14 protein-coding genes are annotated in these 17,591 nt (G+C 66.7%); 4 read left to right on the plus strand and 10 right to left on the minus strand.

Features of this window, described 5'->3' with window-relative positions; genetic code table 11:
* Window positions 1-9: 9 nt before the first annotated feature.
* The 5 genes from J4O76_RS02590 to J4O76_RS02610 form a co-directional block, all read right to left on the minus strand.
* Window positions 10-348: a P-II family nitrogen regulator gene (locus J4O76_RS02590; protein ID WP_056053652.1), complete on the minus strand. Its 339-nt coding sequence runs from the start codon at window positions 346-348 to the stop codon at window positions 10-12.
* 273 nt (window positions 349-621) lie between these two features.
* Window positions 622-2,184 carry a bifunctional phosphoribosylaminoimidazolecarboxamide formyltransferase/IMP cyclohydrolase gene (purH, locus tag J4O76_RS02595; protein ID WP_426280063.1) on the minus strand — a complete coding sequence of 521 codons (1,563 nt, stop codon included), beginning with the start codon at window positions 2,182-2,184 and terminating at the stop codon, window positions 622-624.
* A gap of 228 nt (window positions 2,185-2,412) precedes the next feature.
* Window positions 2,413-4,149: a heparinase II/III family protein gene (locus tag J4O76_RS02600; protein ID WP_426280064.1), complete on the minus strand. Its 1,737-nt coding sequence runs from the start codon at window positions 4,147-4,149 to the stop codon at window positions 2,413-2,415.
* A complete protein-coding gene (gene rpe, locus J4O76_RS02605) occupies window positions 4,146-4,802 on the minus strand; it encodes a ribulose-phosphate 3-epimerase (protein ID WP_426280065.1) in 657 nt (218 codons plus the stop codon). Before rpe ends, J4O76_RS02600 begins: the two co-directional genes overlap by 4 nt.
* A gap of 168 nt (window positions 4,803-4,970) precedes the next feature.
* The gene (locus J4O76_RS02610; RefSeq protein ID WP_426280066.1) at window positions 4,971-6,260 is read right to left on the minus strand and encodes an RsmB/NOP family class I SAM-dependent RNA methyltransferase; all 1,290 of its coding nucleotides are present in this window, start codon (window positions 6,258-6,260) and stop codon (window positions 4,971-4,973) included.
* Window positions 6,261-6,364: 104 nt separating this feature from the next.
* Here J4O76_RS02610 and J4O76_RS02615 point away from each other — a divergent pair, with 104 nt between their 5' ends.
* A complete protein-coding gene (locus J4O76_RS02615) occupies window positions 6,365-6,523 on the plus strand; it encodes a DUF1674 domain-containing protein (protein WP_107963485.1) in 159 nt (52 codons plus the stop codon).
* 21 nt (window positions 6,524-6,544) lie between these two features.
* Here J4O76_RS02615 and J4O76_RS02620 read toward each other — a convergent pair whose 3' ends face one another.
* Window positions 6,545-6,958 (minus strand): acyl-CoA thioesterase, encoded by a 414-nt coding sequence (locus J4O76_RS02620; RefSeq protein WP_107955557.1) that lies wholly within the window; start codon window positions 6,956-6,958, stop codon window positions 6,545-6,547.
* Between the two features lie 181 nt (window positions 6,959-7,139).
* Here J4O76_RS02620 and clpB point away from each other — a divergent pair, with 181 nt between their 5' ends.
* Complete coding sequence (clpB, locus tag J4O76_RS02625) at window positions 7,140-9,719, plus strand: ATP-dependent chaperone ClpB (RefSeq protein WP_426280067.1); 2,580 nt, start codon at window positions 7,140-7,142, stop codon at window positions 9,717-9,719.
* 76 nt (window positions 9,720-9,795) lie between these two features.
* On the opposite strand, the gene J4O76_RS02630 is transcribed toward clpB, so the two are convergent.
* A complete protein-coding gene (locus J4O76_RS02630) occupies window positions 9,796-12,906 on the minus strand; it encodes a TonB-dependent receptor domain-containing protein (RefSeq protein WP_426280068.1) in 3,111 nt (1,036 codons plus the stop codon).
* Window positions 12,907-13,181: 275 nt separating this feature from the next.
* Here J4O76_RS02630 and J4O76_RS02635 point away from each other — a divergent pair, with 275 nt between their 5' ends.
* Window positions 13,182-13,703, plus strand: a complete 522-nt coding sequence (locus J4O76_RS02635; RefSeq protein ID WP_426280069.1) for a hypothetical protein — start codon at window positions 13,182-13,184, stop codon at window positions 13,701-13,703.
* Between the two features lie 11 nt (window positions 13,704-13,714).
* On the opposite strand, the gene J4O76_RS02640 is transcribed toward J4O76_RS02635, so the two are convergent.
* Genes J4O76_RS02640 through xseA form a run of 3 tightly spaced genes read right to left on the minus strand, consistent with a single transcriptional unit; the run spans window position 13,715 to window position 16,191 of the window.
* Entirely contained in the window at window positions 13,715-14,557 is an 843-nt protein-coding gene (locus J4O76_RS02640) for a M23 family metallopeptidase (RefSeq protein ID WP_426280070.1), read from the minus strand.
* Window positions 14,554-14,754 carry a DUF2093 domain-containing protein gene (locus J4O76_RS02645; protein WP_055881745.1) on the minus strand — a complete coding sequence of 67 codons (201 nt, stop codon included), beginning with the start codon at window positions 14,752-14,754 and terminating at the stop codon, window positions 14,554-14,556. The genes J4O76_RS02640 and J4O76_RS02645 overlap by 4 nt, the downstream gene beginning before the upstream one ends.
* Window positions 14,755-14,766: 12 nt before the next feature.
* Window positions 14,767-16,191 (minus strand): exodeoxyribonuclease VII large subunit, encoded by a 1,425-nt coding sequence (gene xseA, locus J4O76_RS02650; protein WP_426280071.1) that lies wholly within the window; start codon window positions 16,189-16,191, stop codon window positions 14,767-14,769.
* Between xseA and purD the strand changes: the two genes are divergently transcribed.
* Window positions 16,190-17,452 carry a phosphoribosylamine--glycine ligase gene (purD, locus tag J4O76_RS02655; RefSeq protein ID WP_426280072.1) on the plus strand — a complete coding sequence of 421 codons (1,263 nt, stop codon included), beginning with the start codon at window positions 16,190-16,192 and terminating at the stop codon, window positions 17,450-17,452. The two genes, xseA and purD, sit on opposite strands and share 2 nt — an antisense overlap.
* Window positions 17,453-17,591 lie beyond the last annotated feature (139 nt).

Here is a 17,591-nt window from a genome sequence, read left to right on the forward strand (position 1 = left end):
CGTCCCCCCTCAGAGCGCTGAATCGTCGGTTTCGCCGGTGCGGATCCGCACTGCCTGGCCGACGTCGAGCACGAAGATCTTGCCGTCGCCGATCGCACCGGTGTTCGCCGATGCCTGGATCGCCTCGACCACGCGGTCGGACAGGCTGGCGGCGCAGACCACCTCGATCTTGATCTTCGGCACCATGTTGGTGCTGTACTCGGCCCCGCGATAGATCTCGGTCTGGCCCTTCTGACGGCCGAATCCCTTGACCTCGGTGACCGTCATGCCCGCCACGCCGATCGTGGTGAGCGCTTCGCGCACCTCGTCGAGCTTGAACGGCTTGATGATGGCAATGACGAGTTTCATCGCGCCCCTTCCCCTTGTTACGGCAGGTGCCTCGCAATGTGCGTGCCAGTTGCGGTGTGGAGGGGTGGTGTGTGCTCGCGGGCGGAGCAGCGGGGGTTTTGGGGTTAAAACTTGTGCAACGCGGTGTGGGTGCCTCTTTTATGGGCAACCTCACCGCACACGCTGTTCTCCCGCGAAGGCGGGAGCCCAGGGTTACGAACGATGCCGTTTGTGGTCCTGGGCCCCCGCTTTCGCGGGGGAACAGTTAGCGCAAGCGATCCGAGCGCGTCGAACTCAGTGCCGGAAGTGACGCATGCCGGTGAAGACCATCGCGAGGCCGGCTTCGTCCGCTGCGGCGATGACGTCGGCGTCGCGGATCGAGCCGCCCGGCTGGATCACTGCCGTCGCGCCGGCCTCGACCGCTGCCAGCAACCCGTCGGCGAAGGGGAAGAACGCGTCGGAGGCGACCGCCGAGCCGATCGTGCGCGGGGTCGACCACCCGGCCTTTTCCGCCGCGTCCTTTGCCTTCCACGCGGCGATGCGCGCGGATTCGAGGCGGTTCATCTGGCCGGCGCCGATCCCCGCGGTGCTACCGTCCTTGGCATAGACGATCGCGTTGGACTTGGTGTGCTTGGCGACGGTCCAGGCGAAGCGGCAGTCGAGGAGTTCCTGCTCGGTCGGCTGGCGCTTGGTGACGACTTTCAACTCGCCGGGCGTGCCGTTGTCGCGGCCCTGGACGAGCCAGCCGCCAGCGATCGACTTCGCCGTCAAGCCGAGCCGCGCGGGATCGGGGAGGTCGCCGGTGAGCAGCAGGCGGAGGTTCTTCTTGGCGGCGAACAGCGCGATCGCCTCCTCGTCGGCGTCGGGGGCGACGACGACTTCGGTGAAGATGCCGGTTATCTGGCGCGCGGTTTCGGCGTCGAGCGTGCGGTTGACGGCGATGATGCCGCCGAATGCCGACACCGTGTCGCAGGCGAATGCCGCGGCATAGGCTTCGGCGAGGGTGGCGCCGGTGGCGACGCCGCACGGGTTGGCGTGCTTGACGATCACGACGGAGGGCTCGGCGTCGCGGAACTCGGCGATGAGTTCGAGTGCGGCGTCGGCGTCGTTGAGATTGTTGTAGCTGAGCGCCTTGCCCTGGAGCTGGCGGGCCTGGCCGATACCGCGGACGGTGCCGGTTGCGGTGTAAAAGGCGGCGGACTGGTGCGGGTTCTCGCCGTAGCGGAGCGTGTCGCCGCGCTTGAGCGTGATCGGCAGGGTGGCGGGGAATTCCTCGGCCTGATCTACCGTGCCGAACCAGGTCGCGATTGCCGAATCATAGGCGGCGGTGGTGGCGAAGGCCTTGGCCGCGAGCTTCTTGCGGTCGTCGAGTGTCGTCGTGCCGCCGGAGACGAGCGCATAGTCGGCGGGGTCGGTGACGATCGCGACATAGGCGTGGTTCTTGGCCGCCGAGCGCACCATGCTGGGGCCGCCGATGTCGATGTTCTCGATCACGGTGTCGCGGTTGGCGCCCTTCGCGACGGTCGCCTCGAACGGGTAGAGGTTGACGATCACGAGGTCGATCGCGCCGATCTTGTGCTCGGCCATCGAGGCGGCGTGGCCGGCGTCGTCGCGGACCGCGAGCAGCCCGCCGTGGACCATCGGGTGAAGCGTCTTGACGCGGCCGTCCATCATTTCGGGGAAGCCGGTGAGTTCGCTGACGTCGCGGACGTCCAGCCCGGCAGCGCGGAGGGCGGTGGCGGTGCCGCCGGTGGAGACGAGTTCGACGCCGTGGCTCGCCAGCGCCTTGCCGAGATCGACGATCCCGGTCTTGTCGGAGACGGACAGGAGCGCGCGCTTGATCGGGATGCTGGTCATGAGGGTCTTTCGTCGGGGGTCGCCGTGCGGCGGTGCCTTAGCGTTGGTTGCCGTCGGGGAACAGGGCTCCTCTGCTCTGTCGAGCCGCTCAACAAAGGTAGCACCTCCCCGGCGGAGGCCGGGGTCCAAGTGGAAAGGTGGCAATAACGGAGTGCCGTCCCCGGTTAGCGACGTTTCCCAATTGGGCCCCGGCCTTCGCCGGGGGGGCGCTTTAATCGAGTGTGGCTGTCAGGCCTTTTTCAGCGCCCAGCTTACGCTCGCGCCGCCGGCTGCCGCTTCGCCGGTGATCATCAGTTGTTGCGTCGCGACCGGGCGGCCGTCGGCGTCGATCCAGACGCTGTCCTCGACCACCAGCGCACCGCCGCGGCAGCGGAATTGCCACAAGGGCCCACCGGGGAGGCGGAGGATCGCGCCCAGGCCATCCGCGGTAGGGGAGACTTGCACGCCCTCCCCCAGGTGGAAACGGATCGCGAACAGCGACAATCCGGCGCGGCGCTTGCGACCCTGCGGCAACAGCGCGTCCTCGCCGCGGAGTTCGCGGCCGTCGCCGGTGAGCATCAGCTGGCGGCGGTGGAGGAAGCCCCAGCGGCGGACATAGCCGTCGTGGCTCGCCTCGATCCGGCTGGCGGCGTCCGATTCCTGGCGGCTGAGCTCGACTTCGCCGACGCCGCGGCCGAGCGTGCCGTCGGTGAGGATCGCGGTCGAATTGCTGTCGGCGATCGTCAGCGTCGAATGCGCCGCGGTCGAGCGCAGGCCTTCGACCATCGCGGGGGGGAGTTGGGCGATGCCCGCACGGGCGCCGCCGCAATTGACGACGATCCGCGCAGGGCCGTCGGAGAATTCGAACGCCAGCGTCGAGGCGCAGCCGCCTTCGACTAGGCGGGCAATCGGCGGCGGGGCAGCGTCGACGATCAGCACCGCGGTGCCGGCGGCGAGGCGTTGATAGCCCCAGTCGCGCGCCTGGCGGAGGGGACGCGTGCGGACACCGCTGGCTTCGACGACCGCTGCGACCTGCGTTTCGCTGGCGGGGCCACCACCCTGCCAGCTCGACAGGCCGCGATCGGCGTGCGCGACGCCAAGCAGCGCCGCGACCATCCGGGTCAGCGTAACCGCCACCATCTCGGGCAGTTCGGTGCCACGCGCGGCGTAGCTTTCCTGAAGCAGCGTCAGCAACTGGATCGAATCGAGCAGCATCGCCGGACTGCGCGAGACCGAGCCCCCATCGTCGAACAGGCCGGTGCCGAGTGCGCGGAGCAGGCCGGCTTCACCGAACGCCTGGCGCGGTTCTCCGCCGGGGATTAGCAGCCCGGCCGCGACGACTCCGCACCACGCGGCGATGCGCGGGGCACCCGCCGGGGCCTTGTCGGCGTTGCGATCAAGGTGGAGCGCGCCTTTTGCGAGCGCGTTGAGCACCTTCGAGCGATAGATCTGGTCGGAGGACGACAGGATCAGCGGCGCGTGCGCGGTCCAGGCGAGGATGCGGCGGCCCCACATGTCGGGGCGCCATGCGATCCCGCCCTGGGTGTCGGCGTACGCGGTCAGCCAGAGCCCCATGAGGTATTCGGCGATCGGGGCGCCCCGCGCGCGGGTCGCGACGGTCGAAAGGTCGCGTAGCCATGCGAAACTGTGGAGATATTCGGCAAAGGGCTTTGGGAGCGGTTTCGTAAGATCGAGCGTCTCGATGTCGCGCGCTTCACCGCGGAACGAGAGGACGCCCTCCAGCAGCATCGTGCCGCGGGGGATGTCACCGAGAATGGGGTCGTCGGGGACCGCGATCAGCTTCAGCGGATACCGCCCCTTGAGGCGGAGCGTGTGGAGCGGGGTGCGCCACGTCAGGCGGTGGAAGCGCTCGGCCAGCCGATCAGCGAGCGACAGCCCCTTGTCGCCGCCGAGACGGATCAGGCGGCGGCCTTCGTCGATCCCGTCCGGCGCGGGATCGGTTACAGGATCACGCGGTTCGTTCACCCCCGCAACGCGGCGATGTTGGCGGCGTAGTGGTCGGGGCCGCCGCGGAAGACCGAGGTGCCCGCGACCAATGCGTCGGCGCCGGCTTCGATGCAGCGCTTGGCCCATTCGGCATCGACGCCGCCATCGACTTCGAGATCTATCGCGCGGCCGCTCTTTTCGATCATCGTGCGGATCGCGCTGATCTTCTTGAGCTGGCTCGGGATGAAGCTCTGGCCGCCAAAGCCCGGGTTGACGCTCATCACGAGGACGAGGTCGACCATGTCCATGAGGTAGTCGAGCATCTTTGCGGGGGTGCCGGGGCAGATCACGACGCCTGCGCGCTTGCCGAGGCCCTTGATGTGCTGGAGCGAGCGGTGGATGTGCGGCCCGGCCTCGTAATGCACGGTGATGCAGTCGGCGCCGGCCTCCGCGAACGCGTCGAGATAGGCGTCGACGGGCGAGATCATCAGGTGGACGTCGAACGGCTTGGTCGTGACGCCGCGGACCGACTTCATGACCGCGGGGCCGAACGAGATGTTGGGGACGAAATGACCGTCCATCACGTCGATGTGGATCCAGTCGGCGCCGGCTGCGTCGATGGCGCGGACTTCCTCGCCGAGCTTGGCGAAGTCGGCGGAGAGGATCGAGGGGGCGATGCGGACGGGTTGCATGAGATTGTCCTAGCGCGGGATTCGCGTGGTGCGAAGGCCTTGGTTTTCGCCCCTCCCTGGAAGGGAGGGGTTGGGGGTGGGTCGGGTTCCGCATGTTCCTGCGGTTGCGGCCCGAGCCGGCCTACCCACCCCCGGCCCCTCCCTTTCAGGGAGGGGGGAGGCAGAAGGTTAGCTTCGTTTTAGCCGGGCGATGAAAAAGCCGTCGCAGCCGCCTTGGTCGGCGAGCATGCCGGGGAGCGTGCGGATCGTGCCGGCCTCCGTCGGGGTGATACCGGCGGGAAGTTCGGACTGGTCGACCGGGGCGATCGTGTAGTCGTTGCGGGCCGCGAGGAACGCGTCGAGTTGCGCTTCGCCTTCCGACGGTTCGAGCGAGCAGGTTGCGTACACTAACGTGCCGCCGGGCTTCACCCAATCCGCCGCCCGCGCGAAGATGCGCGCCTGCAACGCCGCGGTCTCGGCGATGATCGAGGGGCGGACGCGGTGGAGGACGTCGGGGTGGCGGCGGAAGATACCCGTAGCACTGCACGGCGCATCGATCAGGATCGCGTCGGCGGGCTCGGTCGGCGCCCATTCGAGGATGTCGGCGTTGACCACCTCGGCCTTCAGATGCGTGCGGTAGAGGTTCTCGCGGAGACGCTTGATGCGGCTCTGCGAATTATCGACCGAGGTGACGGTCCAGCCGGCGCTCGCGAGTTGCAGCGTCTTGCCGCCGGGGGCTGCGCAGAGATCGAGGACGTGGCCGCCACCTTCTGACGGGGCCTTCCCCAGCAACCGCGCGGGGAGCGAAGCGGCGATGTCCTGCACCCACCACGCGCCGTCGCCGAAGCCGGCCATGTCGGGGACGGAGTCGTGATCGCCGAGACGGAGATGGCCGGGCATGAAGCTCTCGCCGCCGAGTTTCTCGCGCCAGCCTTCGGTCTCGGACGGGTCGGCGATCGTCAGGTCGAGCGGCGGCACCTGCGCGATCGCGCGGCCGGCGGCATCGACCATCTCCTCGCCCCACGCAGCTTCCCAGCGCAGCTCGACCGGGGCGGGCAGCGTCGGCACTTCGGGGAGCAGCATGTTGGCGCGGAACAGCGTGCCGAACACGCCGTGGACGAGCTTGCGCGGGCCACCGTCGACCAGCGGCAGCACGGTCGAGATCGCGGCGTGCGAGGGCGTGCCGAGGATCAGCACCTGGACGAGCGCGATCCGCAGCGCCATCCGCGCCTTCGCATCGTCGGGCAGGTTGGTCTTGGTCACCGAATCGATCATCGCGTCGAGATCGGGCAAGCGGCGCAGCGTCTCGGCGGCGATCGCATGCGCGAGGCCACGATCAGGGCCGTGGATCGCGCGCGTTGCGGCGGGCAATGCGGATTCGAGCGACTCGCCGCGACGCAGGACGGCGTCGAGCAGGCGGAGCGCGGCGCGTCGGGTCGGGACGCCAAGCGGCTCTGGGGCGTGGGTATAGTCGGGCATATCAAGGTCCTTCGCGTTCGGTTTGGCGCGCGGCTTGTGGCAAAGCGACGCGACAGGGCCCATGTGGCGGTTACGACGCCAACACGCAAATCCGGAGAGCCGCGATGGGCCAGCGCCCCGATCACGTTAAGCCACCTGAATATCTGGCGAAGAATACGCCGGTGCCAAAGCCTGAGGCGATCGTGCCGGACAAGGACCCCGAGCCGCGCGATCCTACGCGGTACGGAGATTGGGAGCTGAAGGGCATGGCGATCGATTTCTGAGGACCGATCGTCCCAGGCGTATCAGTCCTTAAGGTCGGTCTTCGGGAAGAAATGCTCGACGACGCTGTTCGCGAGGCGCGATGGGCGCAGCGTCTCGGCATCGAGGCAGCACCAGCTCGACTTGACCTCGGCGAGCACGTCCTCGCCGCGCTTGATGATCGTCTCGTAAAACGCGCGCGCGCCCTGGACCTTCTCGAGCAACACTGTCGCGATGACGTCGTCGTCGAGGAACGCGGGCTTGCGGTACGTGATCTCGTGCTTCAGCGCGACCCAGAGGTGCCCGGCAACCGCCTCGGCGGGCGCGAGACGCTGCCAATGGTCGATCACCGCGGCCTGTACCCACTTCAGATAGTTCGCGTTGTTGACGTGACCCATGAAGTCGATGTCGGCCGGCTCGATGCCGATGGCGTAGGTATGGGGGAGCGCTGTTGACACGCGCTGCATATAGCATGCGAACCTGAACATAGCGATGACGGCGGCGCTTCGATACCGACAATAAACGCTATTCCGGATGCCTCGCGCGGGCCCTAGCATCCGACCTGCGCGCGCCTCTTGTGTTGCCCAAATACAACACCATCTTTCGGCCAACACCAAAACACTCCCACAGGAATTCGTCATGAACATCGACAAATTCACCGACCGCGCGAAGGGCTTCCTGCAATCCGCGCAGACCGTCGCCATCCGCATGAACCACCAGCGGATCGCCCCCGAGCATCTGTTGAAAGCGCTGCTGGAAGACGAGCAGGGCATGGCCGCCGGGCTGATCGCGGCAGCGGGTGGCGACGCCAAGCGCGCGACGTCGGAGACCGATCTGGCGCTCGCGAAAATCCCGGTCGTCTCGGGCTCGGGCGCGCAGACTACGCCGGGGATCGACAACGACGCGGTGCGCGTGCTCGACCAGGCCGAGCAGATCGCGAGCAAGGCGGGTGACAGCTTCGTTACCGTCGAGCGGCTGCTTGTCGCGCTCGCACTGTCGCTCAACACTGCGGCGGGCAAGGCGTTGAAGGCCGGCGGCGTGACGCCCGAGGGGCTCAACACCGCGATCAACGGCTTGCGGCAGGGTCGGTCCGCCGACACCGCGGGCGCCGAGGATCGTTATGATGCGCTCAAGAAGTTCGCGCGCGACCTCACCCAGGCGGCACGTGACGGGAAGCTCGATCCGGTGATCGGTCGTGACGAGGAGATTCGCCGCACCATCCAGATCCTCGCGCGCCGCACCAAGAACAACCCTGCGCTGATCGGCGAACCTGGCGTCGGCAAGACCGCGATCGCCGAAGGGCTCGCGCTGCGCATCGCCAATGGCGACGTGCCCGATACGCTGAAGGACCGCCGGCTGATGTCGCTCGACCTCGGCTCGCTGATCGCGGGTGCCAAATATCGCGGCGAGTTCGAGGAGCGGCTGAAGGGCGTGCTCGACGAGGTGAAGGCCGCCGAGGGCGACATCATCCTGTTCATCGACGAGATGCACCAGCTGATCGGCGCGGGTAAATCCGAGGGCGCGATGGACGCGGGCAACCTGCTCAAGCCGGCGCTGGCACGTGGCGAGCTGCACTGCGTCGGCGCGACCACGCTCGATGAGTACCGCAAATATGTCGAGAAGGACCCGGCATTGCAGCGGCGGTTCCAGCCGGTGATGGTCGGCGAACCGACCGTCGAGGACACGATCTCGATCCTGCGCGGGCTGAAGGAAAAGTACGAGCTTCATCACGGCGTGCGGATCACCGACGGCGCGATCGTCGCTGCCTCTACGTTGTCGAACCGCTACATCACCGACCGCTTCCTGCCCGACAAGGCCATTGATCTGATGGACGAGGCCGCGTCGCGAATCCGTATGGAGGTGGAATCGAAGCCCGAGGCGATCGAAAATCTCGACCGCCGGATCATCCAGCTCAAGATCGAGCGTGAGGCGTTGAAGCGCGAGACCGACGACGCGTCGGTCGACCGGCTCGACACGCTGGAGGGCGAACTCGTCAATCTGGAGGAGCAATCCGCCGAGCTGACGACGCGCTGGAAGGGCGAGAAGGACAAGATTAACGCCGAGGCGCGGGTCAAGGAACAGCTCGATGCCGCGCGGCTCGAACTGGAGCAGGCGCAGCGGTCGGGCGATCTCGCCAAGGCGGGCGAGCTTTCCTACGGTACGATCCCGGGGTTGCAGCGCCAACTCGACGAGGCGGCGGGGGCGACCAAGGGCGCGATGCTGCGCGAGGAAGTCACCGCGGACGATATCGCCGGTGTCGTCAGCCGCTGGACGGGGATCCCGGTCGAGCGGATGCTGCAGGGCGAGCGCGACAAATTGCTCGCGATGGAGGCGACGATCGGCAAGCGCGTGATCGGGCAGGCGCATGCGGTGAAAGCCGTCTCGACTGCGGTCCGCCGGGCTCGCGCCGGGTTGCAGGACCCGAACCGGCCGCTGGGGTCGTTCCTGTTCCTCGGGCCAACCGGCGTCGGCAAGACCGAGCTGACCAAGGCGCTGGCCGAATTCCTGTTCGACGATCCGTCGGCGATGGTCCGCATCGACATGAGCGAGTTCATGGAGAAGCACGCCGTCGCGCGGCTGATTGGCGCGCCTCCGGGCTATGTCGGTTACGAGGAGGGCGGCGTGCTGACCGAGGCGGTGCGGCGCCGGCCGTATCAGGTGATCCTGTTCGACGAGGTCGAGAAGGCGCACGGCGACGTGTTCAACGTGCTGTTGCAGGTGCTCGACGACGGGCGGCTGACCGATGGGCAGGGGCGCACGGTGGATTTCAGCAACACGCTGATCATCCTGACGTCGAACCTCGGCAGCCAGTATCTGGCGAACATGGCGGAGGGCGACGACGTGTCGTCGGTCGAGCCGCAGGTGATGGAGATCGTCCGCGCGCACTTCCGACCAGAGTTCCTCAACCGGCTCGACGAGGTGATCCTGTTCCACCGCCTCGGCCAGGCGCACATGGCACCGATCGTGGATATCCAGGTGTCGCGCGTCGACAAGCTGCTCGCCGACCGCAAGATCGTCCTCGACCTGACGGACGCGGCGCGCGCGTGGCTGGGACGCGTGGGGTACGATCCGGTGTACGGTGCGCGGCCGCTGAAGCGCGCGGTCCAGCGGTATCTGCAGGATCCGCTCGCCGACATGATCCTCCGCGGCGAGGTGAAGGATGGCTCGACGGTGAAGGTCGACGAGGGCGACGGGAAACTGGTGCTTCAGGTCGCCTGACACGCTCATCTTCGAACGACAAAGGGGCGGCAGATCGATGATCTGCCGCCCCTTTTTCTTGGTCCCGTAGGATCGATTACATGTCGATGGTCAGACCAACGAACAGGTAGCGACCGATCGCTTCGTAGATGCCTGGGTAGGTGTTGCCGTTGCCGAACGAACCGATCGGCGAAGCCGTCGCGCTGAGGATCGGCGGCGTCTTGTCGAGGATGTTGTTGACACCCATGCGGTAGGTGAACTTGTCCGCGACCCGCACCGTTGCGGCGAGATCGAAGTAGTTCTGCGCCTTCACGCGGGCATCATTGACGAAGAACGGCGCAGCAAGATCGGCATCGCTGCTGGTACGCTCGAACTTGGTGGCCGACAGATAACGCCAGTTACCCGACAGACCGATGCCGTTCGGCGTGGTCAGCGAGATGCGGGCCTGGTGACGCCACTTGGACATCGGGTAGCCGCACTGTGCGCCGTACAGGCCCGCGCAGTCGAACTTCGCGCCGGCCTTGTCCGACGTGAACTTGTCGACGTACGTGCCGTTGAACGAAAGCCCGATCGTGCCGATGCTGTCCGAACGGTAGGTATAACCGGCCGACGTCTCGATGCCCTGAGTTAAAAGTGACCCAGCGTTGACGTTGGTATCGATGATGTAACCGCTCGTACCCTGGAACAGCGTACCGTTGGTACCGCGCTTGATCAGGCTGCAGAGCGCCTGATCACCGGTCGCAAGGCACTGTGCAATGGTCGTATCCGCGCCGATGACGCCAATCCGATCCTTCAGCTTGATCCGGAAACCATCGACCGACAGGTTGAAGCCCGGCAGGAACGAAGGACGCAGGATCACGCCAGCGGTGAACGTGTCGGCCTTTTCGGGCTTCAGGTTCGGGTTGCCGCCCAGCAGGCCGTTATACTGCTCGGACTCGTTTGGCTGAACCAGACCGAACTGGTTTGCCGCGACACCGGTGAGCGCACATTGTGCAGCCGTATTGCCATTGACGAGACCATTGACGCGCGGACCCGCGCAAGGATCGGTTGCACCGTCGATCTGCACCGACTGGGTTGCGAACAGTTCCTGCGTATTCGGAGCACGGACCGCACGGTTATAGCCGCCACGGAAGCGGACATCGGAGATCGGCGCCCAGACGATCTCGCCCTTGTACGAGCTCGCCGAACCCGCCGTGCTGTAGCTCGAATAGCGGTAGCCGCCATTGACCGTCAGTTCGTTGAAGAACGGGCGATCGCTGACGAGCGGAACCTGAAGTTCGCCGAACACTTCCTTCACGTCGTAGCTGCCACGGATCGGCAACGTCGCGCCGCCTTGGCCAGCGAGATCGCCGCTCAGGAAGGCATTGTCGACTTCGAGAACGAGCGACTCCTTGCGATATTCGCCACCAACGTTCAGCGCGATGCCTTCGCTGGCGAACGGCGACTGGACGCCATATTCACCGCCCTTGAAGGTCATCGACGCGTTGACGACCTTTTCCTTGTTCTCGCCCGACTGGAAGCCTGGGGTCTGGACATAACCCAGTGCCGCCGGGGTGATGCCCGCGGAACCGAAGATGTTGAGCGGGACGCAGTTCGGATCGGTGCCGTCGACGACCGAGCGGCAAACCGCCTGGCCAAGCGTGGCCGAACCCGGACGCGTGTCGGTGATCGCGTCGAGTGCGCGGGTCGTGCGCGAAACCGAGAACTCGTTGCGATACACCTGGTTGAACACGGTGCTGCCGAACTGGCCGTACGCTTCGTACGAGATGCCCTTGTCGATGTCGCCGCGTGCACCCGCAACGAAGCGATACTGGGTGTGACGGAGATCGGCCTGACGACCGCCACCCTCGACGTTACGGCGACCGATCTGGACGCTTGCCTGCTGATACTGAGTACCATCGGGGTTCGTCAGGTTGATGACGTTGCCGTTCGCATCCCGAACCAGATTGGTGTCGCGGAAGAAGGTCGCCCGCTGAGCCGCCGACAGGAACGGATTGTTGCTGTTCAGAACCGTGGTGTTGCTGAAATTACCCGATGGCGCGATCTGGGCGGTCGAGCGATCGTCCATGAACATGAATTCGGCGTAAGGCTTGAACGCCTTGCTGACTTCATAATTTGCGAGGAAGCCAGCCGTGTAGCGCTTGTCGGGACGCTGGTAGTAGTTCAGCGGGTTGGCATTGTAGAGCGTACGCCCCGCCACGAGCTGACCTGCGGAGTTCAGCGTATAACCGGTCGGAGGACCGCCCTCTCTCGCATCGCCCAGCGTGAAGTTGGCCGGAAACGCGGTTGGCGATCCACCGCAGACATAGTCGTTACCGCCGGCGCCCGGGGTGTTCAGGCCGCACGAGCTGTAATCGCGCGAACCCTGCAGGATCGCGCCGATCTTGCGGTAGCCGCCGTAGCCGACAACATGGCCGCGACCGTCGCTGGTGCCGGCACCGACCTTGAAGTTGATGTCGAACTGTGTGCCGTCGAACGCTTGGCCGCTCGGGGCGGGGTTGCCGCTCGCCGCTGACAGGGCCTGGAAGCGCTCACTGCGGTTGTTGTGGTTGTAGATACCGCCCGAGGTATCGATGCTGAAACCTTCGTAATCGGTGTCGAGCACGAAGTTGACGACGCCGCCGATGGCGTCCGAACCATAGACCGAACCCGCGCCGCCGGTGAGCACGTCGACGCGCTTCAACAGCGAGGCCGGGATCATGTTGACGTCGGCAGCGGCGCTGGCCGTGCTGCTCGACGATGGGTTGCCCGGCATCAGGCGGCGGCCGTTGACCAGCACCAGCGTGCGCGATTCACCGAGGTTGCGAAGGTTGATCGTCGCGGTACCGGTCGAACCGTTCGACACCGACGAGGTCTGCGTTGCGAACGACGACGGCAGGCTGTTGAGCACGTCCTCGATACGCGTCGCGCCGCGCAGCTTGATATCTGCAGCATTAACAACCGTTATCGGGCTCGCCGACGTCAAGTTCGGGTTCGAGATGCGCGAACCGGTGACGACGATATCGCCGCCGCCCGCGGTGCCGGCGGCTGCGGGATCCTGGCTAGGCGTGTTGGAGATCGCCGGCGTGGTCGATGCTGCACCGTCGTCACTCGTCGTGCCCTGCGGCGCGGGTGCCGGGGCGGTCTGCGCGTAGGCGGGCAATGCAATCGCAGCACCCGCGATCATCGTCGATGCGAGCAGGCAGTCCCGAAACATATGGTTTCGCATGGTTGGTCTATCCCTTTTATATCGGCGAACGTTTCCGGCCGATACGATCTATTGTGCGGTCGCCCGACCGCAGCTGACGACGATCTCGCAAGTCAGAGGTGCCTTGTCCAAAAGAAAATTACGGGATCGCCGCCACTCGTCGCATTACGACAGTTATGTTACCCAATGGCCACAATTTCGGGACGATGCCGTAACGGCATGCTGCACGTGATGGACTTGCCGCTCTGGCCGGCGCTGCCTATTCCGACGCTTCTCGCTAACGAGGTAGGACGCTCATGCGGATCACGATTCTGGCAATTTCAACCTCGTTGATCATGGCGCAGTATCCTGCGGCCGCGGCGTCCAAGCCGCGCAAGGCGGAGCGGTCCCCGCTGCTGGTTGCCGTTACCCAATGCCGCACCGTGACCGAACCATTGGCGCGGCTGGCCTGCTTCGATCACTCGGTGGCGGCGCTGGATACCGCGGAAGCCGATCAAGCGGTCGTCGTCATCGACCAGCAACAAGTTCGCGAAACGCGCCGAAATCTGTTTGGGATAACGCTGCCCGATACCGGCTTGTTCGGCAACGGCAACGACCTGCCGCAGATCGAGACGACTCTCACCGGTGCGTCGGTGGATGGCGCCGGCCGATGGAGTTTCCAACTGGCCGATGGCGCGCGATGGATTCAGACGGATGATTACACGATCGCGCGGCGTCCACGGGCAAACGATAAAGTCGTCATCAAGCGCGGTGCCTTAGGGAGTTTCAAGCTAAGCGTCGGCGGCCAGCCGGGTGTGAAGGCGAAACGGCTGAACTGAGCGCTCGTCACCTACGGTCGCATTGCGCCAGCAACCAGCATTGGGTCGAGCTTGGCGTCGCGCCATCGTAACGCCCAGTGGAGGTGGGGGCCGGTGGCGCGGCCGGTCATGCCGACGGCGCCGATCGGTTGGCCCTTTGCCACGTGGTCGCCGGGTTTCACGTCGATCCGCGACAGGTGAAGGAACGCGCTGTTGAGGCCCATGCCGTGGTCGAGCATCAGGAGGTTGCCCTCCAGCGTGAAGGGGTGGTCCGCCGCGAGGATCACGACGCCGTCGGCGGGAGCGGTGACGATCGCGCCGGTTGGCTTGGCGATGTCGGTGCCTGAATGATAGCTGCCGGGGTCGCCCTTGTAGATGCGTTGCGCGCCGAACAGGCCGGAGATGCGGCCTGTTGCCGGCCATGCGAAGGCCTGGCGCCAGCCTTGGGCGTCGGTGGCGCGCGCGCGCGCAGCGACGATCTGGGCGAGTTCGGGTGGGCGCAGTTGCGCGAAGACCGGGTCGGGCGCGGGGAATTTGGGGAGCGTGTCGAGGCGCTCGATCCGCCAGGCTCTAGGCGCAATCGTCAGCGGCTGGGTAATGGTGCGTCCATCGGCGAGGGTAGCGGTCAGTATCGCCTGCGGCCCCGCGTCGCGGTCGAAACCGGCGATGAAGCGGCCATCGGGGGATAGCGCGACCGGCTTGCCGTCGAGCATGAGCGTGCGCGTAACAGCAGGGGCGGTGCCTAGGATCAGCCCGCCCTGGCTGAGCGTGCCGGTCCAGCGGAAGGCGGACTGGGACGCGGTATTCGAGGGCGGTGCTTGCTGGGCGGCGGTACCGGTGGCAGCCAGCAGGACGAGCACCGCCGCGCGGATCATCGTGGCGCCATCGCTTCGCTGGCAGCGGCAGCGGTGGCGTAGGCTTCCTGGCGCGCGACGCTCCAGTAGCGCAGGTCTTCGAGCGCGATCCGGTGGCCGGTCGCGGCGCAGGCGACGTGGTCGCCGGGGCTGAGCACGCGGAAACCGTTGGCCATATAGTGCAGGCGCGCGGCGCGGTCGGAGTTGGACATCAGCATGACGGGTCTTCTCTACAGCAGGGTCGGCTGGCGCGGCGCGGCGTCGGACGCGGGCTTCGCCTTGGGGGCAGCATAGGTTTTGGCGGACGGACGCTCAAGGCCGGTGTCCGTCACCGCGTCCACCACGCCGTCGCGGAAGTGGAGTGTCAGCGTCCCCGCGTCGCGCGCCGACGTGGCCGAGGCGAGCGTCTCGCCGCCGGGCCGGGCGGTGACACGCGCATAGCCACGGTCGAGGATCGTGTCGGGGTTGAGTGACTGGACCAAGCGCCACGTCGCGTCGAGCTGCGCGCGCTTGGCTTCGAGCTTGCGTTCCAGCGTGGCGGGACGCAGCGCTGCGCCCGAGCGATCGAGACTGCCGCGTGCGAGGGTCAGCCTACGCTCCAGCCCGCGATCGAGACGCTGGCCAAAGTCGTCCGCGCGCTGGCGCTGAGGCCCGAGCAACTGGTCGCGCTTCGGCAACAACCGCGCCAACGCATCGAGCCGCTCGCGGCCACGCTCGACATGACGCCGCGCACACCGCTCGGTGCGGTTGCGGTGGCTGTCGATCGTCAGCCGCAGGTCGGCGAGCACGGGCACGGCGATCTCGGCGGCGGCGGTCGGCGTCGGCGCACGCAGGTCAGCGGCGAAATCGCACAAGGTGGTGTCGGTCTCGTGACCGACGGCGGAGATGATCGGGATCGTGCAGGCGGCGACCGCGCGAACGACGACTTCCTCGTTGAACGACCACAGATCCTCGACCGAACCGCCCCCGCGCGCGACGATCACGAGGTCGGGGCGCGGCACCGGGCCGCCGGGGACGATCGCGTCGAACCCGCGGACGGCTGCGGCGATCTCGGCGGCGGAACCCTCGCCCTGCACCTTCACGGGCCACACGATGACGTGCGTCGGGCAGCGATCCTCGAGCCGGTGGAGGATGTCGCGGATCACCGCGCCGGTGCCCGAAGTGACGACGCCGATCACCTTCGGCATGAACGGCAGGCGCTTCTTCCGCGTGCCGTCGAACAGTCCCTCGCCTGCCAGTTTCGCCTTCAGTTTCTCGAGCAGCGCCATCAGCGCGCCGGCGCCGGCCAGCTCCATCCGCTCGATGACGATCTGGTATTTCGAGCGGCCGGGATAGGTGGTGAGCTTACCGGTCGCAATCACCTCGATGCCGTCCTGCGGCACGAAGGCGAGGCTCGACGCGTTGCCCTTCCAGATGACGCCGTCGATCACCGCCTGGTCGTCCTTCAACGACATGTAGCAATGCCCGGAGGCGACGCGTTTCCAGCCCGAAATCTCGCCGCGCAGCCGGACATGGCCGAATTCGCCCTCGACCATCCGCTTCAGCTTGAACGCGAGTTCGCCGACCGACATGGCCAGTGCGTTGTCGCCGGCGACCGGCTCGGCTACCAGCCGGCCCATGTCGCTGGACACATCATCGGAAAAGGGATCGGGCATGAACGTCCTGCTGCTGGGCTCGGGGGGGCGCGAACATGCGCTCGCGTGGAAGCTGGTGCAATCTCGCGGCCTCGATACGCTGTATGCCGCGCCGGGCAACCCCGGGATCGCGCGCGTTGCGACGCTCGTGCCGCTCGATGCGACGGATCACGCCGCCGTCGTCGCGTTCGTGCGCGAGCATGAGGTCGGGTTGGTCGTGATCGGGCCGGAGGCGCCGCTGGTCGACGGATTGGCTGACTCGTTGCGTGCGGCCGACGTTCCGGTGTTTGGGCCATCGAAGGCGGCGGCACAGTTGGAGGGGTCGAAGGGCTTCACCAAAGATCTGTGCCTGCGCGCCGGCATCCCGACCGCGGGCTATGTCCGCGTGAAGAGCCGCGAAGAGGCGGATATCGCCCTCGCCCGCACCTTCTCGCTGCCGGTGGTCATCAAGGCGGACGGGCTCGCGGCAGGAAAAGGCGTCGTCATCGCGTTCAGCGCGGCCGAGGCCGATGCCGCGCTCGACGCGCTGTTCGCCGACGGGGAAGCCGAAGCGGTGATCGAGGAATTCCTCGAAGGCGAGGAGGCGAGCCTCTTCGTGCTGACCGACGGCGTGTCGCTGATGCCGTTCGGCTCCGCGCAGGATCACAAGCGCGTCGGCGAGGGCGATACCGGGCCGAACACCGGCGGGATGGGCGCGTACAGCCCTGCCCTCGTGCTGACACCCGCGCTGGAGAAGCGCGCGATCGATAAGATCGTAGCGCCGACCGTCGCTACGATGGCGGCGGAGGGCATGCCGTTCTCGGGCGTGCTGTACGCGGGACTGATGCTGACGCCGCAGGGGCCGAAGCTGATCGAATATAATGCGCGGTTCGGCGATCCCGAGACGCAGGTGCTGATGATGCGCTTCCAAGGCGACCTGCTCGCGACGATGCTGGCGGTGGCAGAAGGGCGGCTTAGCGAGATGCCGCCGGCGCAGTTCAGCGACGAGACCGCGTTGACGGTGGTGATGGCGGCAGAGGGCTATCCAGGGAATCCCAAGGCTGGCGGCGCGATCGTCGGGCTGGATTCGGCGCGGGCTGCGGGGGGCACGGTGTTCCACGCAGGCACGCGCCTTGAGGACGGGGGGCTGGTCGCATCGGGCGGACGCGTGCTCGCGGTGACCGCGACCGGCGACACCGTCGCAACGGCGCAGGCGAACGCGTATCGCGCGGTCGAAGCGATCGACTTCGCGGAGGGCTTCTACCGCCGCGATATCGGCTGGCGGGAAATCGCGCGCGGGTGATGCACGCCTGATCCTCCCCCGCCAGGGGGAGGTGGCTGGCGCTTGCCAGACGGAGGGGGAGGAAAGGGCAACCTCTGTTCCGTGTCCTCCCCCTCCGTCACCTTCGGTGCCACCTCCCCCTGACGGGGGAGGATCAGAC

This window comes from Sphingomonas sp. NFX23, assembly GCF_049887795.1.
Classification (GTDB): domain Bacteria; phylum Pseudomonadota; class Alphaproteobacteria; order Sphingomonadales; family Sphingomonadaceae; genus Sphingomonas.